This is a genomic window from Brevibacillus sp. FIR094, from assembly GCF_050477165.1.
GTDB lineage: Bacteria > Bacillota > Bacilli > Brevibacillales > Brevibacillaceae > Brevibacillus.
The window spans coordinates 45,935-64,892 of sequence record NZ_JBEAES010000024.1; the positions used below are offsets into that span (position 1 = coordinate 45,935).

18 protein-coding genes are annotated in these 18,958 nt (G+C 48.3%); 11 read left to right on the forward strand and 7 right to left on the reverse strand.

All coding sequences use genetic code 11. The features are described from left to right. Positions 1 to 47 precede the first annotated feature (47 nt). On the forward strand, positions 48 to 1,283 hold the full coding sequence (locus ACQ5DJ_RS20455; RefSeq protein ID WP_429844049.1) for an MDR family MFS transporter: 1,236 nt from the start codon (positions 48 to 50) through the stop codon (positions 1,281 to 1,283). Here ACQ5DJ_RS20455 and ACQ5DJ_RS20460 read toward each other — a convergent pair. Further along, on the reverse strand, positions 1,275 to 2,063 hold the full coding sequence (locus ACQ5DJ_RS20460; protein WP_429844050.1) for a GDSL-type esterase/lipase family protein: 789 nt from the start codon (positions 2,061 to 2,063) through the stop codon (positions 1,275 to 1,277). The genes ACQ5DJ_RS20455 and ACQ5DJ_RS20460 overlap by 9 nt on opposite strands. 129 nt (positions 2,064 to 2,192) lie before the next feature. Here ACQ5DJ_RS20460 and ACQ5DJ_RS20465 point away from each other — a divergent pair, with 129 nt between their 5' ends. The 3 genes from ACQ5DJ_RS20465 to ACQ5DJ_RS20475 all read left to right on the forward strand — a co-directional run bounded on the left by ACQ5DJ_RS20465 (position 2,193) and on the right by ACQ5DJ_RS20475 (position 4,642). Next, the gene (locus tag ACQ5DJ_RS20465; protein WP_429844051.1) at positions 2,193 to 3,152 is read left to right on the forward strand and encodes an ABC transporter ATP-binding protein; all 960 of its coding nucleotides are present in this window, start codon (positions 2,193 to 2,195) and stop codon (positions 3,150 to 3,152) included. Then, the gene (locus ACQ5DJ_RS20470) at positions 3,118 to 4,113 is read left to right on the forward strand and encodes an ABC transporter permease (RefSeq protein ID WP_144613742.1); all 996 of its coding nucleotides are present in this window, start codon (positions 3,118 to 3,120) and stop codon (positions 4,111 to 4,113) included. The genes ACQ5DJ_RS20465 and ACQ5DJ_RS20470 overlap by 35 nt, the downstream gene beginning before the upstream one ends. 88 nt (positions 4,114 to 4,201) lie before the next feature. Continuing rightward, entirely contained in the window at positions 4,202 to 4,642 is a 441-nt protein-coding gene (locus tag ACQ5DJ_RS20475; protein WP_106835443.1) for a small multi-drug export protein, read from the forward strand. Between the two features lie 48 nt (positions 4,643 to 4,690). Here ACQ5DJ_RS20475 and ACQ5DJ_RS20480 read toward each other — a convergent pair whose 3' ends face one another. Further along, on the reverse strand, positions 4,691 to 5,137 hold the full coding sequence (locus ACQ5DJ_RS20480) for a GNAT family N-acetyltransferase (RefSeq protein ID WP_429844052.1): 447 nt from the start codon (positions 5,135 to 5,137) through the stop codon (positions 4,691 to 4,693). A 159-nt stretch (positions 5,138 to 5,296) separates the two neighbouring features. On the opposite strand from ACQ5DJ_RS20480, the gene ACQ5DJ_RS20485 reads away from it, so the two are divergent. Then, positions 5,297 to 5,557, forward strand: coding sequence for a DUF2573 family protein (locus ACQ5DJ_RS20485; protein ID WP_429844053.1), 261 nt, complete (start codon positions 5,297 to 5,299; stop codon positions 5,555 to 5,557). Between the two features lie 45 nt (positions 5,558 to 5,602). Here ACQ5DJ_RS20485 and ACQ5DJ_RS20490 read toward each other — a convergent pair whose 3' ends face one another. The 4 genes from ACQ5DJ_RS20490 to ACQ5DJ_RS20505 form a co-directional block, all read right to left on the reverse strand. After that, positions 5,603 to 6,436: a DUF1835 domain-containing protein gene (locus ACQ5DJ_RS20490; protein ID WP_429844054.1), complete on the reverse strand. Its 834-nt coding sequence runs from the start codon at positions 6,434 to 6,436 to the stop codon at positions 5,603 to 5,605. 125 nt (positions 6,437 to 6,561) lie between these two features. Next, positions 6,562 to 7,956 (reverse strand): hypothetical protein, encoded by a 1,395-nt coding sequence (locus tag ACQ5DJ_RS20495; protein ID WP_429844055.1) that lies wholly within the window; start codon positions 7,954 to 7,956, stop codon positions 6,562 to 6,564. Continuing rightward, entirely contained in the window at positions 7,937 to 8,506 is a 570-nt protein-coding gene (locus ACQ5DJ_RS20500) for an RNA polymerase sigma factor (protein WP_429844056.1), read from the reverse strand. The genes ACQ5DJ_RS20495 and ACQ5DJ_RS20500 overlap by 20 nt, the downstream gene beginning before the upstream one ends. A 52-nt stretch (positions 8,507 to 8,558) precedes the next feature. Then, entirely contained in the window at positions 8,559 to 10,223 is a 1,665-nt protein-coding gene (locus ACQ5DJ_RS20505) for a DNA repair helicase XPB (RefSeq protein WP_429844057.1), read from the reverse strand. A gap of 141 nt (positions 10,224 to 10,364) precedes the next feature. On the opposite strand from ACQ5DJ_RS20505, the gene ACQ5DJ_RS20510 reads away from it, so the two are divergent. The 5 genes from ACQ5DJ_RS20510 to ACQ5DJ_RS20530 all read left to right on the forward strand — a co-directional run bounded on the left by ACQ5DJ_RS20510 (position 10,365) and on the right by ACQ5DJ_RS20530 (position 15,719). Next, positions 10,365 to 11,684, forward strand: coding sequence for a hemolysin family protein (locus tag ACQ5DJ_RS20510; protein WP_429844058.1), 1,320 nt, complete (start codon positions 10,365 to 10,367; stop codon positions 11,682 to 11,684). A gap of 129 nt (positions 11,685 to 11,813) precedes the next feature. Beyond that, complete coding sequence (locus ACQ5DJ_RS20515) at positions 11,814 to 12,818, forward strand: ABC transporter substrate binding protein (RefSeq protein ID WP_429844059.1); 1,005 nt, start codon at positions 11,814 to 11,816, stop codon at positions 12,816 to 12,818. Between the two features lie 91 nt (positions 12,819 to 12,909). Continuing rightward, on the forward strand, positions 12,910 to 13,965 hold the full coding sequence (locus ACQ5DJ_RS20520; RefSeq protein ID WP_429844060.1) for an ABC transporter substrate-binding protein: 1,056 nt from the start codon (positions 12,910 to 12,912) through the stop codon (positions 13,963 to 13,965). Positions 13,966 to 13,993: 28 nt separating this feature from the next. Beyond that, on the forward strand, positions 13,994 to 14,929 hold the full coding sequence (locus ACQ5DJ_RS20525) for an ABC transporter permease (RefSeq protein WP_429844061.1): 936 nt from the start codon (positions 13,994 to 13,996) through the stop codon (positions 14,927 to 14,929). Continuing rightward, the gene (locus ACQ5DJ_RS20530; RefSeq protein WP_429844062.1) at positions 14,922 to 15,719 is read left to right on the forward strand and encodes an ABC transporter ATP-binding protein; all 798 of its coding nucleotides are present in this window, start codon (positions 14,922 to 14,924) and stop codon (positions 15,717 to 15,719) included. Before ACQ5DJ_RS20525 ends, ACQ5DJ_RS20530 begins: the two co-directional genes overlap by 8 nt. Before the next feature lie 10 nt (positions 15,720 to 15,729). On the opposite strand, the gene ACQ5DJ_RS20535 is transcribed toward ACQ5DJ_RS20530, so the two are convergent. After that, a complete protein-coding gene (locus ACQ5DJ_RS20535; RefSeq protein ID WP_429844063.1) occupies positions 15,730 to 16,953 on the reverse strand; it encodes an MDR family MFS transporter in 1,224 nt (407 codons plus the stop codon). Between the two features lie 132 nt (positions 16,954 to 17,085). Here ACQ5DJ_RS20535 and ACQ5DJ_RS20540 point away from each other — a divergent pair, with 132 nt between their 5' ends. Further along, on the forward strand, positions 17,086 to 18,888 hold the full coding sequence (locus ACQ5DJ_RS20540) for an SgrR family transcriptional regulator (protein WP_429844064.1): 1,803 nt from the start codon (positions 17,086 to 17,088) through the stop codon (positions 18,886 to 18,888). Positions 18,889 to 18,958: the final 70 nt, after the last annotated feature.

Genomic DNA, 18,958 nt, shown 5'->3' on the forward strand with positions numbered 1-18,958 from the left:
TGTTCTGGCAAAGATGGAAAGGCATAACAGTGGTGAGGAGAGAGACAATGAGCTGGATCAAGATGCGTTTACAGGAGTTTCACCCGATCGTCTGGTCATTAGTCGTCGGGACCGTGTTCGTCCGGGCAGCCAGCTCGATGAGCATGCCGTTTTTGTTTTTATACTTGTCTAATCAAACAGATATGAGCTTGGCTATGATCGGATTGACTATTGGAGCAGGACCGCTCGCGGGTACAATCGGAGGCTTTATTGCGGGAGCATGGTCGGACAGAATCGGGCGCAGACGAGTCATGCTAGGCGCGTTGTACGTGTGGACGTTCGTGTTCGTCGGGTTTGCGCTTAGTAAAGACCCGTGGATTCTGCTTTTCCTCAATATAGCAGGGGGACTCTGTCGATCCTTCTACGAACCGGTCTCCCAGGCGCTGATGGCAGATGTAACGCCACAAGAGAAACGGCTTCGTGTGTTCGGTATTCGCTACATGGCGATTAATGTGGGGGTAGCGGTAGGGCCTATCGCAGGGGTAGTGATGGCGAAAAGCTCTGTAGCCTTACCTTTCCTGATGACTGCCGTGATATATCTCATTTATGTGATTAGCTTGCAGGGATTATTGAACAAGTTCGGCATTAAGCAAATTGAAGGTCAAAAGAAAGAAGTCGTGACATTCGGCCGTGCATTCAGTGTTGTGGTGCACGACAAAGCCTTTCGTTTGTACATGCTAGCCGGTGTTTTAGGAGCGATTGGCTACTCGCAGATGTCTTCTACGCTGGCAAAATTCGCAGAAATGACGGTCGTGAATGGAACAGAGCTGTTTGCCATCCTGATGACCGTCAATGCGATTGTCGTCATTGTGATGCAGCTTCCGTTGACGAACTGGGCAGAAAAAAAGACGCCTCTCACCGCGATTGTGGTGGGAAACGTCATGTATGCGGTTGGTGACGTGGGTTATGCCTTTGCCAACTCATGGCTGATATTCATTGTGGCGATGGTATTTTTCACAATAGGTGAAATCCTTACGTTTACAGCAGGGGACGTCCTGATCGACCGAATGGCGCCAGAGAGTATGCGCGGCAGCTATTATGGTGCGAAAAGCTTCAGCAACCTCGGCCAGTTCATCGGTCCTTGGATGGGTGGATTGCTCTTGGCACACTACGGAGGTACGACCTTGTTCCTGATTGTAGCAGCTACCTCGATGATGAGCAGTGCCTTCCAATGGGCGGGTGCTCGTGCCTTTGAGGCAACCCGTGGCAAATCCTTGAATGAAGCGAGGGCTGAATCACTCTAACGCTTGCAAGATGCGATCCGCCATCCGTTTATAGCCTTCAGCATTCGGGTGGAAGTGGTCTGTATACAAGTAGTTTTGTTCTTTACGCAAAAACAAGTCGTAGGTGGGCACCACGAATACTTGCGGGTATCTTGAGGCGATTTGGGACGCCCGATTGTTCCAGTCGAGCACGGGCCCGATGGTGTCGACGGATGCTTCGGTATTGCCAAAAGGATTGTACAGGGAAGTATAGACAATCGTCGCCGTCTTGTTGACGCTGCGAATCTGTTTGAGAATCTCTTCATAGTTGACCGCAAGCTGATTAAGAGCTGTGGTCACTTTTTCTTTTTCAATGGTATACAGCCCACCTGTCTGCCTGAACAAATCATTGCCACCGATGGTAAAAAGAATCAGATCGGCTTCAGCGAGCAGCTTTTTTACTTGCTCCTGAGACATTTGTTTGAGCAGCTCAGATGATTCCTGTCCATTAATCGCGAGGTTTGTGAACGTAATAGACTGGCCCGATTTTTTCTCCAATGCTTGGCGAACGAGTCCGACATAGCCTTGGCCGTTTGCGTCTCCGGCACCACGCGTGAGGGAATCCCCTAGTGCGACTACTTTGTGGACACCCTTTTCTGGTAAAGGAGAGGGTGGCTGCTCTTTTTGGACAGGTGGGGCTGCTGTGGATGGTGCCAACTGCTGCGGATTCATCGCGAGAACAAACCCTGTCGCAAATAAGAGAAAGGAGAGTAAAGACAAGAGACCTGCCGTGCGCCAAAGAAATTGGCCGGATGTGCGCATCGGGTATCCTCCTATTCGTTTTAAAGTGTATGGTCATGGTATAATGTGGATGGACATCTTATGACAGTGTACCATAAACAGAACGCCATCGTCAGTTGACGAGGCGTGACTCAGATAGGAGGGCGCACATTGGCCGAAACGGTCCTCTCAGTAAAAGGATTGAAAAAAGCGATTGGCAAAAAGTCGATCATTCATGATATTACGTTTGACGTTTTCGCCGGTGAGGTATTTGGATTTCTCGGGCCGAATGGCGCAGGTAAAACCACGACGATCCGCATGCTCGTTGGCTTGGCAAAAGCCGATGGGGGAGATATTCGCATTGGAGGCATCTCCCTTCAGGAACAGTTTCCGCAAGCGATTGCGCAGGTTGGTTGTATCGTCGAAAACCCGGAGCTGTACAAGTTTTTGACGGGCAGAGAGAATCTAGAGCAGTTTGCGAGAATGAGTGGCGGTATTACGCCTGAGCGCATTGAGGAAATCGTCCGCTTCGTTGATTTGGAGCGGGCAATTGATGATAAGGTAAAAACGTACTCACTCGGAATGCGGCAGCGTCTGGGGATCGCGCAGGCGCTTTTGCATCGTCCAAAAATATTGATCCTGGACGAACCGACGAACGGTTTGGACCCGGCGGGGATTCGTGAGTTGCGCCAGTTTATTCGCAAGCTTGCTGAGGAGGAAGGGCTCGCTGTCTTCATTTCGAGCCATCTTCTCAGTGAAATCGAGATGATGTGCGACCGGGTGGCGATTATCAGCCAAGGGAAGGTCATTTCGGTTGGATTAGTCAAAGAACTGATGGAGCAGTTTGCGGATCAGGTCGATTGGACAATCCCGTCTTCCCACATACAGAAGGCCGAGGAAGTCCTGCGGAAACTACCAGCAGTGACAGAAGTGTGGGTGGTTAGTGAAGAACGCCTGAAATCACGCATGGACATAGAAAAAGTGAGCGAGGCTAATCAAGCGTTGGTCAATGGTGGCATACCTGTGATGGGGATTGCGACAAAGACGGTTACACTAGAAGACCTGTTCCTTACATTGACGGGAGGAGGGGGAAGTCATGGAGCAGAACATGGTGGGGCTCGTACAGAATGAAACCATAAAATTGCTGCGTCGGCGCCGTTTTCTCGTCGTCGTGCTAATCTTGGCGATTCTAATCCCGATTTTTACATACGCGCAGTACCGCTCGGTTGTCACTGCACAAGAACGAATGGGAACGACCGACTGGCGCCCACTATTAACCCAACAAATCGTCGATATGCAAAACAGGCTGGCATCAAGCCGCCTTCCTGAAGAGTGGCGGGATTTTATCAAGGTCAGGATCGCGCAGCAGCAATATTATTTGGATCACGACATTAACCCGATGGCACCGGGTGGGCCTACATTCGCTCGTGGCTTTATGGACCAAGCCATTTCGATGTTTTTGCCGATGATTATCGTTGTACTCGCGGTTGACCTCGTATCTTCAGAGTTTAGCGAGGGGACGGTCAAGCTGCTATTAACGCGACCCGTACGGCGTTGGAAGGTACTGACCAGCAAATACATCACCCTGCTGCTATTTACCTCTCTCACGGTTCTCACGACACTGATTCTCGCTTATTTACTCTCTGGGGTCGTGTTTGGCTATTCAGGATGGGACCTGCCTATTTTGACTGGTTTTGAAGTAGCGGGGGGAGAGCTCGAGACATCTGGCGCTTTCATGCTGCCACAATGGCAATTTTTGCTGATGCAGTACGGGCTAGGATGGTTCGTCTGCGTCGTGGTTGCCACGGTAACACTCATGGTCTCTGTTTTGGTTCGGAGTGCGGCTGCGGGGATGGGAATTATGATGGCAGCGTTAATTAGCGGAACAATCCTGACGCAGATGGCATCCTCCTGGGAATCGTCCAAATACTTGTTCGTGGTAAATTTGCAGCTTACGGATTATCTCAATGGAACACTGCCTCCGATTAAGGGGATGACGTTGCCGTTCTCGTTGACCGTGTTGAGTGTATGGGCGATCGCAGCGCTGATCATTGCATATGCGACCTTTATCCGTAGGGATGTCACATCCTAATTTGACAAATTCCGTTACTTTATGACATGTCTGCTCGTCTTTACCATGACGAATGAAAAAGACAGCGAGAGGAGAAAGGCGAAACAGAATGGACGTATTATGGAAAGCAGGCTCGGTGACACTATCTGGCATGTTTGAGCTGTGGGCAGCGATCCCTGTAGGTTTTATGTTGCAACTACCACCGGTTCTGATCGGAATATTTAGTGCGGTGGGTGCGATTATCAGCGCAGGTGTCGTCATTTTTCTGGGAGGTTCTTTGCGTACCTGGCTGTTAAAGCGTGTAGAGAAACGGAGCAAGCGTCAGGGGCGCATGTGGCAGATATGGGATAAATACGGAGTGGTCGGCCTTGGTCTCGCTTCGCCGCTTTTAACGGGAGCCCCACTGGGAGCTGCTATTGGTATCTCGCTGGGAGCTCCTACGAAAAAGCTCATGCTTTGGATGTCGGTGGGCATCATTATCTGGAGTGTGTTATTGACGGCAGGAGTGGCTTTTGGTCTTTTGCAATTCATGGTACCAGAAACGAAATAGCTATATGCATGAAAACCGCCAATTTCTGGCGGTTTTTGTTCATGCTCATCATAACGTGAGTCTGTAGACAATCTCTCCATCGTATACGTCGCCAGTTTCTTCAAAACCAGTCTGATTGTATAAATGTCTTGCACCTGCATTGTCCGGGCATACGGTTAGGTTGACAAAGCGGCTTTGCGGGAAACGGTTCCGTATCGTATCCACGATCGCTGCGAGAGCCGCTCTGCCATATCCTTTGCCTTGGTACTGGTGATCGATCATAAAACCGTTGAACCAGAAACACCAATCTGTTGAGGCGTCATAGGTAATCATGACAAACCCAACCATTTCATCAGCATTATACAAACAGAATGGTTCATATGCGCAGTTGTCACCATCAGGGCGGATATGAACCTTCGCCAATGAAACGGCAACAGACGGGACAAAGCGCTGCTGCTCATCTTGTACCTGCAAGCGTAAGGCATCTTGCCAGTTATCTCTGGTTGTTGGAACCAATCGAATCCGAGTGTCTTTGATAAGTCTTCACCTCGATCATCTTAATAGTTTAAGCGTAACCGATCCCACCTGAAAAATCTTCCTTTTCTGCGTGGGTGTTTTTTCGTAAAATAAACCAAGGATACAAATAGAAAAGTTCCCGAAAGTGAGGTAGCTGACATGGACGAGAAAAAAGAAGCGTTGGTCCCTGAACTGGAGGATCTAGTTCATAAATTTACAGAGCTGTTGACAGGTGCAGCGACTCCTGAGCGCGTAGAAATGGTAAAAGTATGGTGCCTGTACACGACAATGGCAAAAGCAATGCCTCCGCTGATTCAGCATTGGGGAAGCGAGCCTGAGCATATGGAAGCACGGGATCAAATTCGAGAAATCATCGAGCAAATCAAGCAATGGAATCAGGAGAAAAATCAAAAGCACTAAAATAGGAAAAAGCGCTGTCTCTTTACGAAAGAGAACAGCGTTTTTTTACTTCAATCGAATCTCTAACCGGCGTAGAGGCATCAACTCTCCTTGGTATTGTAGCAGGCCCTGCTTGATCAGCTCATGAACCCGGTATGTCAAATACGAGTCACCAATACATTGATCGCTTTCCCCCATGACGGTACCGATCACACGTGCAGCCTTTTGGAACTCTTTAGATGCATGTTCCAAGATCGAGGCATCGTAAAAATCCTCCGATACCTCCAGTACCTCACCCTGTTTGTAAACACGCAGCGTACGATCAGATTGCGACCACTTTTCCCATTCGAGGATGAGGCTTTGCACGAGAGGCGCAGGCATATTCTTTTTCACCTGATAAGCATCCATCACCAATTTAGGAGGGAGGGCACCCGCGCTTTTCAATACATAAGATACCTCGTTGCCGTCTATGTTTCTGACTTTGTAATCGCAATTCACACTAAATGCGGTTATGTCGATTGTTTCAAATGAGAGGTTTTTATTCTGAAGCATAGAGACAACATAACGAATCCCTATGTTGTCAGATGCATTCTGACCATGCCACAGAATTACATTACTGCCGTCCGGAATCTGAGCTGGAAAGGTTAGATTTCGCAGCAGGTATGCTTTTACTGTTGTCAGGTCTTCGGGAGAGATTGCCTCTACTCGTTCGAGAAAAGAATGAATCCATTCAATCCTTTCCTTCATCCCGGTTGCGGTCTCCAGTTGATGGAGCGGTCCAACTGAAAAATCATCCTCGATGCAGATGATGCTTTCTGTCTGCAACAGATTTTGTTTGCGGAAAACGGATCGGAGTGTACCGTAGGCAGATAGGCCGAAGCAGATGTGAAATTTGTTCATTAGTTAAACTCCTCATAATTATCTTCCTTCATTATAGCGTAAATTGGATTTGATCAAAAAACAGAACAGAAAAAAGACACGATCCTGATAATCAAGTCGTGTCTTTGCTAATCGTAGGGATCTTTTTACGGATTCCACGTGATATGTTTGGTAGCATCCATTAATTCATTTAAGGTAACTCCGTTTGCGGTCACTACCACATACAACGATTGGTTGTCGGATTGAGCGTTAAAATGAACCGCATGCTGGGCTGTTGATCCTTTTGAATCCGTTTGATCAAAAGAAACGGCGATGGCTTGCTCTCCGTTGACAGCGAACAACTGAGTAGCGGAGAAAGTACCTGGGATAGAGAGGCTGCGCTTGCCTTCTGTATTACGCACAACATCTAGGCGAATCCACTCGTTGTTCCGCTTGTAATCGGCAGTTAAGCGAGTCACCTTCTGACTGGTTTCGGATTCATATTGGACCGATACCGTACTCATCGAGAACCCATTCGGTGCTTGCGAGAGGGTAGGCACGGGCATATCTGATGCTTGTACAGCGGTGTTCAAATCCGAGAAGGAGGAAAGAGTAATGGGCTGCTTCGCTACCGCCGGCAACGTTGGACCCACTAATGCGTTCTCAGTCTTACCACCATCAGCGGTGTCTGGTTCCACTTGGGAAGCGATCCCAAAAGTCGTAGGCTTCTCAGCAGCAGCGCCATTGGCTTCCTTAGCGGCTATATGGTTACCAGTATTTGCTGACTCGGCTGGAACTTCCGACTTCGCTTTTGCTGCTTGATCAGCTGAGTTCCCTTGTAATCCGCGAGATGCCACGCTGTTCTGCCCGTCTTTATTGATCGTACGTGGCTCGGGTGTTACTACTTTTTCCTCTGGTTTCACCATTGCAATCGCATTGTTCGATTGGGGAGGTGATGCAGGAGGTGTATCTTTTGCAGGTGCAGTCGGAGCGACCTGCGATTGTGTAGCAGCGGACTCTGGATTGCTTTCTGCTTTTTTCATCGTCGGACTATCGGCTGCTGCTGGTATGGAAGCGATAGCAGGTGCTGGATCTGACGGTGCCGATTTTGATGCCGGGTCTTGGAATGCAAAAGTATTCTGGTTGTCTTGTATCCCGTTTTCTTGTATGGCAGCCATTTGCATATTACCCGGTGCCAGTTGTTGGTAGCCGACGAAACCAACTGCGAGCAAGACAGCCGCTGCGCTAACCCAGGCGTATGAAGGGAAGCCTTTGGTCCAACGCTTGTTTGGTTTTGCAATCACTGTGCTCGTTTGTTGCTCTGAAGATGCAGTAGCAGCGTGAGGGGGTACACCTTTTTCGGCGGTCTGGTAGATTGCTTGCATGATTCTATCTTCCAGGTTCGCTTGAGGTAGTGGAACCTCCTTCAAGAACTGCACCTCCTCTTCTGTTGTCATTTGCGTTTCTATCCAAGCGATGCATTCGTCACAGGTTTCAATATGTGAGTGTGAATCGCTATCTGTGTCATCTAGCCATGCTTTTCTAAATGCCTGGCAGTTCATGTACGAGCCCCCCTTCCTTGCGGGATAACAATTTTGCGAGTTCCTGACGAGCACGCAAGTAACGGACGCGAGCTGTAGATTCGGCGATGCCGAGGAGTGTAGCTATTTTTTCAAACGGATATTCGTGCGTACAGCGAAGGACAATCACTTCTCGATAAGAATCCGACAGTAAGGCAAAGGCCTCCTGAATTTCTCGACGTTGCTCTTTTGTCATGAGCGATTCCTGAGGGGATTCGTCCCGTGTATTTGATGGCACATAGGCCAATTGTTCATCCGAGTCATGATACTTTCGGCGACGCAAGAAGTCGATGCTCTTATTTCGAGCAAGCGTATGTAACCAAGAAGAAAACTGGCTGTCCCCGCGGAATGTGGACAATTTTTCATACGCTTTTACAAATACTTCCTGAGTGAGATCCTCTGCATCAGAGCGATTGTTTACCATTTTGTAAATGAAAACGTAGATCATATGCTGATATCGCTGGATGAGGTCGCGATACGCTTCGATGTCGCCTTGAAGAATCCGCTGAATGATTTCGGCGTCGGCATGCATTGAATCTTTGGCCTCCCTTCCCTCTATGAGACGCTGGTAGTTCGTAAACGTTTCAGACCAGCGTTTCGATTTCTATAATATCGTATGGATAGCCTTGTTCGACCAGAAAAAGCTGGCGATGGAGCGAAAACTCCTGCTCTCTCGTGTCTCGTGTTACCAATGTATAAAAATGGGCGGTGTTGTTGTCTGTTTTGGGCCTCAAGATACGTCCCAGGCGCTGTGCCTCTTCTTGTCTGGAACCATACGTCCCGGAAATTTGGATCGCGACGTTGGCATCTGGCAAATCAACCGCAAAGTTGGCTACCTTGGATACGATCAGGCGTGTAATTTCCCCTTTTTTAAACTGCGTGTACAATAGCTCACGTTCTTTGTCCGGTACTTTTCCTGTAATGAGTGGCAGTTGGAGGGCCGTTGCCATCTGTTCAAGCTGATCGATATATTGCCCGATGATCAAAACACGATCGTGGGCGTGCCTCTCCAAGAGCTCGCGGACGACCTCCAGTTTTTTTGGATTTTCTGCCGCAATGCGAAACTTTTGACGAGCGGTTGCATGTGCATAAGCCTCACGCCACTTCGGCTCAAAGGGGAGTCGAATTTCTCGGCAATGCGCCTCCGCGATCCAGCCTTGCTCTTCCATGACTTTCCACGGAACCTCGTACTTTTTTGGACCAATCAGCGTGAACACATCTTCCTCCCGCCCGTCTTCCCGAACAAGAGTAGCAGTCAGCCCAAGTCTGCGAGTGGCTTGAATCCCAGAAGTAACACGAAAGATGGGTGCGGGCAACAAATGCACCTCATCGTAAATAATAAGCCCCCAGTCGCGCTCTGAAAAGAGTTTCAGATGAGGAAAATCATCTTCGGCGGTGGGGCGGTATGTAAGAATTTGATAAGTCGCCACAGTTATTGGCTTGACTTCTTTGTTGTCACCAGTGTATTCGCCGACCATATTTGGATCAAGTCCTGTTTTGTCCAAGAGCTCTGCGATCCATTGACGAACCGATGTCGTATTCGTGGTCAAAATGAGTGTGGCTGTTTGCAATTGGCAAATGGCACCAAGTCCAATGACCGTTTTTCCAGCACCACAGGGCAGGACGAGTACACCGCTTCCCCCGGTCACAGCTCCACCAGAATAGAAGGCATCGACAGCTTCTTTTTGATAAGAGCGCAAGGAGAATACTCGGCCTTTGGATGTCGTTTCCCGCAAGCTGACTGCACAGGATTCGCCTTCTGTATAGCCTGCCAAATCTTGAACAGGAAACCCGAGCTTGATCAGCTCTTGTTTGATCAGACCGCGTGCATAGCTTTTGATGACGAATTCATTCTCAAAAAGAGCAGCGATTGATTTATAACTGGTCACCTCTGCTAAAAGAAGTGGGTCATCACTCATTAATACGAGATGATCGCCAATGCGTTCCAAACGAAATAAGCCATATTTTCGCATCGTATCTTCAATTTCTTTGACGATGGTAGGCGGGACACCGTACTTGCTGTAGCTGCCAAGCACGTCGGTTACCTCTTGTGATGTAAGACCAGATGCAGCCGCATTCCAAAGCGATAAAGGGGTGATCCGATAGGTATGGATGTATTCTGGGTTCTTGATTAGTTCGGTAAAACCACTGATAGCTTGTCTGGCCTCGGGAAATAAAGGATGCTGTGTTTCCAACAATATCGTCCGATCGCTTTGAACGATCAAGGGCAGGTCTGGACGGTACGACAATAGACTCACCTCATTAAAAAAGGCATAGGAATCAGCACTATGGTATCACAATCTCAAAAAGAAAGAAAAACGAACAGGTAACATTTTGGCGAGGATGGGAAACAATATCCCAAAGCATGGACGGAAAGGACGGAGCGGAGCATGGCAATTTGGGGAAGCTTATTTAATTTGATCTTGGTCATGATCCTCGTACTCCTGAACGGGTTCTTTGTTGCGACTGAATTCGCGATAGTAAAAGTAAGGGAATCGCGCATTACACAGCTAGCAGCGGAAGGAAACAAGCGCGCTGTTGACGTCGAGAGGGTCCTGCACAATTTGGATGCCTATCTCTCCGCGTGCCAACTCGGGATTACGCTGGCTTCCTTAGGGCTCGGTTGGCTGGGAGAGCCTGCCATCGCCCATCTCCTGCATCCGGTTTTTCGTTACTTCCATTTAAATGAAACGGTTGTTACCAGTATTTCCTTTATTATCGCTTTTTCGCTGATTACGTTTTTGCATATCGTGCTGGGGGAGCTAGCGCCTAAGACGCTGGCTATTCAATACTCCGAAAAGGTGGTACTTGCGGTAGCCAAACCGATCCAACTCTTCTACAAAACCATGTATCCCTTTATTCAAATGCTGAACTGGGCCGCGGGCCGTTTTCTTGCGCTTTTTCATATATCGTTGGAGCCACATCAGGAAGCACATACAGAAGAAGAGATTCGCATTCTTGTCAATGAAAGTCATAAAAGTGGCTTGATTGATCAAACCGAACTGATGCTGGTCGATAATATTTTTGACTTCTCGGAGACGATGGCAAGAGAAATCATGGTTCCGCGTACGGATATGGTTGTCTTGAACCTGCGCGATCCCTTTGACGAAAACGTCAAGCATGTCCAAAAAGGACGGTTTACCCGCTACCCAGTAGTAGATGGTGATAAGGATCATGTAGTAGGTAGCTTGCATATCAAGGATATGCTGACAGGTCTATTAGAAGGAGAGAGTAATGAGCTTCAGAGCTTCATGCGTCCTATTTTGACTGTACCGGAGACGATCTCGATCAGCCGTTTGCTGACCATGCTGCAAAAACAACGAGGACAAATGGCGATTATTATTGACGAGTATGGGGGTACTGCTGGGCTGGTGACGCTTGAAGATATAATGGAGGAAATTGTCGGAGACATTCAAGACGAGTTCGACGACGAGCGTCCAGAAGTAGAGCGAAGTGACGGGATGCTGTCATTGGACGGCCGTATGCTATTGGAAGAAGTGGGCGATTATCTGGACATCGAGCTAGAGTCAAGCGATGTAGATACGCTAGCAGGCTGGATTTACATGCAAATCGACCATCCGCCGCGTGTGGGGGATCGGGTAAAAGAGGGGAAGTACGAATTTGTCGTGGGAGAAGTCGACCATTACAGAATCACCAGGGTATATGTAAAGAAAAACGGCAAATCAGAGGAAGAAGTCAATTTTACTTAAGTAAGGAAAGGGTCTTCTCAATGCGCAATAATATGCTATAATGGGACACAAGTTGCTTAGATGGCAATGAGCCTAATTGCTTAGGGCAATTAGAGCAGCTGAGAGTAGAGACTAGAGGAGGAAGTACAGATGAGACGAGCAGTCAGTATGGTACTGACCGCATTGCTGGCGTTTTCTTTGGCAGCATGTGGTAACGAAACAGGTGGGAAAACAGAGACAGCAGCAACGACAGGCCAAGGGCAAACAGTGAAGCTGGGGCTTACGCAATTCGTGGAACACCCTGCGCTGGATGCTATTCATAAAGGAATTTTGGATGGACTGAAGGATGCTGGCTACGAAGAGGGCAAGAACTTGGAAGTAGACTCCCAGAATGCCCATGGCGACATGAACAATACGGTCTCGATCGCACAGAAGTATGCCGGAGATAAAAAGGATCTTGTCGTAGCGATTGCGACACCATCCGCTCAGGCTGCAGCCAAGGCGATTGCGGACAAACCTGTTATTTTCAGTTCCGTAACAGACCCGATCTCGGCTCAACTGGTTGGCAGTCTGGAGAAGCCAGACAAAAATGTCACCGGGACGTCCGATAAAGTATCGATGGAACAACAATTGAAGCTGGTGAAAACATTCCTGCCTGAGTTGAAAAAGCTGGGCGTGATCTATACGACCTCCGAAATTAATTCAGAGGTACAGATCAAGGAATTGGAAGACGCAGCGCAAAAAGAAGGCGTAGAAATCATCAAGGCAGGCATTTCGCAGCTATCCGAAGTGCAGCTAGCAGCGCAATCGCTTGCAAGTAAAGCAGATGCCATTATTATCCCAATTGACAACACGGTCGTATCTTCGTTTGAAGCGGTACTCGGAGCAGCAGAGGAAAACAAAATCCCTGTATTTGCTTCTGATACCGATACAGTGAAACGTGGAGCGGTTGCTACGTATGGGATTGATTACTACCAAATCGGTAAACAAACAGGCGATATGGCTGCCCGTATCTTAAAAGGGCAGAGTGTTGCTGATACTCCTGTAGAGATTTCGAAACAAGCTGATTTGTACATTAATGAAACAGCTGCTGCAAAGTTTGGGCTCACTATTTCTGAGGCACTCAAACAACAGGCGAAAGAAATCATCAAGTAAAAAGAGAGCGTCATGCTCTCTTTTTATTCTTTTAAAACGGTTTTATCCATGTTAAACTGTAGAAAAAAATTCACGAGGGGGAATTCACCAAATGTTCAAACAAAAGAAAAGTAGAAGAATTTTTCAGAGTTTTTTATTTCCTTTATTGCTTTTGTCTGTTACCGCTTGTGGACAGCAAAGCGCTACCCCTGCAAACAATTCTACTCCAGCCCCTGCAACCACGACGGCATCTGCCCCGTCTACTGAAACCAAGCAGCTGACGATTGGAATTTCCCAATTCGTGGAACACCCTGCTTTGGATGCAGCAAGAGAGGGCTTTATCAGCCAATTGGCGAAAAACGGCTACGAAAAGGACAAGCAAGTAAAAATCGATGTGCAATCCGCTCAGGCGAGCATGGATACAGCCATTCAGATTGCCCAAAAATTTGAGGCTGACAAAGTAGATTTGGTGTTGGCTATTGCGACTCCAACGGCACAGGCTGCCGCACAAACTAGCAAGACGATTCCGATCCTGTTTACTGCGGTAACCGATCCAGTAGAAGCTGGTCTGGTAGCGGCGATGGACAAGCCAGGAGCGAACGTAACTGGTACATCGGATATGAACCCTGTCGAAGAGCAATTGAAGCTGATCAAAGAAATGAAAGCTGATGCGAAAACTGTTGGAATCATTTATAGTTCTGGTGAAGTCAACTCCAAAGTACAGGTAGATGCGGCAAAAGCTGTAGCAGGCAAGCTTGGTTTAGAAATTAAAGAAGCCGCGATTACGAGCGCAACGGAAGTGAAGCAAGCAGCTGAGTCCATGGTGGGTAAAGTAGATGCTTTCTACGTACCGACTGACAACATGGTCGTATCTTCGATTGCAGCTGTTATCGGTGTAGCGGAAGCACAAAAAATTCCGGTCATCGCTGGTGAAGAAAACTCTGTGAAGAGCGGAGCAATTGCCACTTACGGGATCGACTACACGAAGCTGGGTGAGCAAACAGCTGATATGGCAGCAAAAATCCTGAAGGGTGAAGCGAAGCCAGCTGATATGGCTGTTGAAGTGCAAGCAGACATGAAGCTCGTATTGAATAAGAAAGCAGCGGAAAAAATGGGTGTGACAATCCCGCAAGCCATGCTCGACCGTGCTGGACAAGTGATCGAGTAATAAATGCAGTAATTGGAGGATTTCTTCTATGAATCAACTGGCAGTAATGGGAGCCATTGAGCAAGGTTTACTATTTGGTATCTTGGCTCTCGGTGTATATCTGACCTTCCGAGTCCTAAACGTTCCTGACTTGACCGTAGATGGTAGTTTTGCCTTGGGAGGCGCAATCGCAGCCAAGTTCATTATCGATGGCACCAATCCGTTTTTGGCCACTTTGCTGGCTTTCATCGTAGGTGGTTTGGCAGGGGCTTTTACGGGCGTCTTGCATACCAAAGGAAAGATTAACGCGCTTTTGGCGGGGATCTTGACGATGATCGCCTTGTATTCGATCAATTTGCGTGTCATGGGGAAAGCGAATCTGCCCCTTTTGCGGGAAGATACCCTGTTCACTTATGTGAAGGATATGGGTATTCCGAACCTGTCCGTAGGTGGAGTTACCTTGCTGTCTGGTGTAGCAATCGTCTTTATCGTAGGGGTTATGGTGTTGAAGCTCATCATTGACTGGTTCCTGCATACGGATATGGGGTTGGATTTGCGTGCGACAGGTGACAACTCGAAGATGATCCGCAGCTTTGGGGTAAACACGGATTCGACAACGATCATCGGTTTGGCTCTCTCCAATGGCTTGGTTGCTTTAGCTGGTGCGTGGGTAGCCCAATACCAAGGCTTTGCGGATGTAGGAATGGGGATCGGGATGATCGTCATCGGTCTCGCTTCCGTTATTGTCGGGGAAGTATTGTTTGGAAGCTCTTCGATTTTCCGAGTGACGCTTGCTGTCATTCTTGGCTCGATTGTGTACCGCTTGGTCATTGCACTGGCTCTGGATGCAGGACTCAATCCTTCTGACATGAAGCTGATTACTGCCCTGATCGTTATCTTTGCTCTGACTGTTCCAACTGTAGCAAAAGGCATCTGGAAAAAGCAAGCGGTACGCTCGGCAAGGGGAGGAAGCAGCGATGCTTAAAATTACAAACGTCAACAAAGTATTCAACGCAGGAACTGTGAATGAAAAGATCGCGCTTCGAAACGTTAATCTGGACGTTAAGAAGGGAGAGTTCATCACTGTTATCGGTAGTAATGGTGCTGGTAAATCGACGATGATGAACATGATTTCCGGTGGACTGACGCCAGATGAGGGCAGCATTACGATTGACGGCAAAGATGTAACGCGCTTGGCGGAGCACCAACGTGCAGGTCTGATTGGTCGAGTGTTTCAGGACCCAATGGCAGGTACAGCGCCGAACATGACGATTGAGGAAAATTTGGCAATCGCTTTGGGGCGAGGAAAACGTCGTACACTTGGATTTGGGGTGAATAACCAGAAGCGAGAGCTATTCCGTGAGCAGCTCAAGCAGTTGGATCAAGGGCTAGAGAACCGCTTGAAGACCAAGGTAGGTTTCCTCTCTGGGGGACAGCGTCAAGCGCTTAGCCTGTTGATGGCTACCTTCACAGAACCGAAGATTTTACTCCTCGATGAGCATACAGCAGCGCTTGACCCAAAACGGGCGCAGTTGATAGTAGATTTAACGGAAAAAATCGTGGAGCGCTATAAACTGACGACAATCATGGTCACGCATAATATGGAACAAGCGTTGAACATGGGCAATCGTCTGTTGATGCTCCACGATGGGGGGATCATCCTCGACATTCCGAATGAGAAAAAACGGACGATGAAACCGCAGGATCTGCTTCGAGCATTCGAAACAGCCCGCGGTGGAGAAAGTTTCAGTGAAGATCGCTTCTTGTTAACTTAATCGGATCGAATCAGCCTTCCTGTTCAAGCGGGGAGGCTTTTTCGTTGTTGGAAAGATACACGTACATGAATGCGGCACCGATTAAGAGGATGCCTGCTACGATGGTGAAAAGCACCGTACCGCCATAATGCAGTAAGACAAGGCTGCCTACGTACGGTCCGCACATGCGGGAAATATCCCAATGCGTTCCCGTAATCGCGAAGTACCGCCCGCGCATCGTGACAGGTGATATCCGTGTGACGAAGGCCATCAACTGAGTCAGACCAATACTCTCCCCGATGACGAGTAACACTTGCAAGGCGAGAAGGACTGGTACATTGTCGATGAACGCGTAGCCCAAGGATACGATGAGAAAACAAATGTACGAGCCACTGATTAACAAGCGAGCGGGCAAGTGTTGGGTCCATTTGACGAGCAAATACTCGAACAGGAGCAATAGGCCCCCTTTTACCGCAATGAGCAAGGCAAGTGTTTGCAAATAGTCTGGCAGCGTGTATTTCAGATGAAGCTGGAGATTCGTCTCGGTTTGCGCGTAAAACAGACTGATCGGCAAAGACAGCATCATAATGGCAAGGGCTGGTCGATAAATCTGCCAGGAGCCGCGTGAACGTACGTCTGCTGCTTCTTCGACGGGAACTTCTGGCAGCGGAGTTTGCGGGATTTTCCACCAGACGGCAAGGGCATAGATCAATAGCGAGATCGCAGTAAATAAAAATGCCATAGCAGGATTGTACTTGTAAATGATGACTCCGACCAAAGGTCCCAATGCGGCCCCGATACTGCTAGAAGTATTGAGAAGGGCAAAGGCACCAGCCATTTGTGCGGAGGAAATCGTATCAGCGAGATGCGCGCGGCTGGCAGGGATAAACAGAGAGCGGCCAGCACCGTTGATGATGTACAGGATCGCAAAGCCCACCATAGAATCAGCCCAAGCCATTCCCAACATGGCGAAGCCTTGCAGGAACAGGGCGAGTAGCATGATCGTTTTTCGGCGATAGCGATCCGTGATGCCACCAGCAAATAGCGTCAGCAAAATCTCGGAGAAGGGCTGCAAGCCAATGACGAGCATGGTCATAGTGACAGAGCCGCCGATGTTCTCGCTCAAGTACAATACGAGAAATGGGGCGATCATAGCGCTGGATAAAGAGGTAAGCGTTTCGCCGAACAGACGGACCCAGAGGAGTGTCGGATACGCAGCAAAGAATCGACGGAGTGCATGAGGGATGTGTGACATTAGAAAGTCCTTTCTCCGGCTTTTCCGGTTAGTTGGTGTTTTTAGAATTGTAAGGTGGCAAAGACCGGAGAAAAAGCGTACGATTAGGCGAATAGCTTTTTCATGTTTTCTGAGGGAACTGGTGGTGGCAAGATGCAACTTGTTGAACAATACATGCGTTTATGTGCGGGGCGGCCTAATGAAGCGATAGGGCATCCGCTTGACATATCGTTAGCTGAAGTTGCTTCACTTTTATTTTGTACATTGCGGAATGCGACCTTGACCTTGAAAAAAATGCAAAGCCAAGGATGGATAGTCTGGCAGCCGGGGAGAGGGCGAGGAAATCGATCTGTATTGACATACTTGCTTACGCCAGAAGACCTGATCCTGAGCGTAGCCAAGGAACTCGTGCAAAAAGGGGAGATTCGTGCTGCACGGGATATGATCGACGAATATGGGGTAAATTTGCCTGTTTTGGGTGAAAAATTTTCACGATGGATGAATAGTCAGTTTGGACATCGTGTGAAGCGGGAAAAGGGGAGTAAGGGCAGAGTTGATACCTTGCGTTTGTTTTACAATCGGCCATTCGCAGGGCTTGATCCGATTCATATTCTCCTGCGCTCCGAGTCACATATGGTCAAGCAGCTATTTGATTCTCTGGTCCAGTTTGATCCAGTCACGAAACGGATTGAACCCGCTATCGCATTTTATTGGGAGGCTAGTGAAGAAGGGAAGCAGTGGACTTTTTACTTGCGGAAAGGTGTCTTATTCCATCATGGTCGTCCACTTGTTGCGGATGATGTGCGCTTTTCCTTGCTTCGTTTGATGGAGCATTCCTATAAACATCGCTGGCTAGCCGCTTCAATCGAATCGATTACCGTCAAAGATGACTCCGTATTGACGATCTCTTTGCATATGCCTGATGAATTGTTTTTACAGGCACTGAGCAAGGAATACATGGCGATTGTCCCCTGTGATTACGTTATGGAGATGGGGGAGCAATTTGCGCAAATGCCAGTAGGAACGGGGCCGTTTCGAATAGTCCGCAACGACGATTCCATGCTCGTGTTAGAAGCGTTCACGCCTTATTTTGGGGGAAGGCCGTTCTTGGACCGAATCGAAATCTGGTGCGTACCTGGAATGGCAGCAGAAGCACAGGCAGATGAGAGCTTGTTATCCGTAATGGCTATGGATGATCATCGGGATACGAGCGTTCTGGCATGGAGTGACGTTGGCAGATTGGAAGAGTGTTTTCAATACGTCAGTTTGAATGGAGCCAAAAATGGCCCGCTGTCACATAGCGAATTTCGGAGTCTGATGGTGGCTATCATTTGTGGACAAGCCTTGAGACAAGAGCTACAGGGAGCGAGGGAGCATGCAGTCATCTGGGGTGGAAGTGATTCGTTCCAAGAAAAAAGAGAGGTGCCGGAATCACAGGAGTTGGTTCGTATTTTCAAAGAGAGCGGGTATCAGGGAGAGGCACTGTCGCTCTATACGTATCCAGATTCCGATCATATAGAAGATGCCCAGTGGATTCAGAAAACGTGCAAGGAATACGGAATTGCTATTGAGATCAGGTATGCTTCTCCGGAGGAGCTTGCCTTACCTTCGTTATTACAAGAGGCAGATTTGGTTGTGGATAGTGCGAATGTAGATGAAAGGGCAGAGCTGTCTTTACGAGAATTTCTATACGCTGGTGCGTTGAGTATTTCTCATCATTTAGATCCGCATGGAAAGGAAGAGATCGTGTATTGGATGAACCGCATGTCGTGCGTCCAAACAGCACAAGACCGACAAGCTTGCGTGGACAGCATCATGCATACGCTTGCGGCTTGCAGTACGTTTGTCCCGCTGTATTCGAATCGGGTAGGGATACTTGCACATCCGCGGTTATCTGGCGTAAGTCTGGATGCGCATGGCTGGATGGATTTCAGACGCATTTTTGTTAGGGAATAGCATAAATTTGTCACATAATTATGTGAAACCGCTTTCGTTTTACATCGTATTATCATATGTAGTTATATAT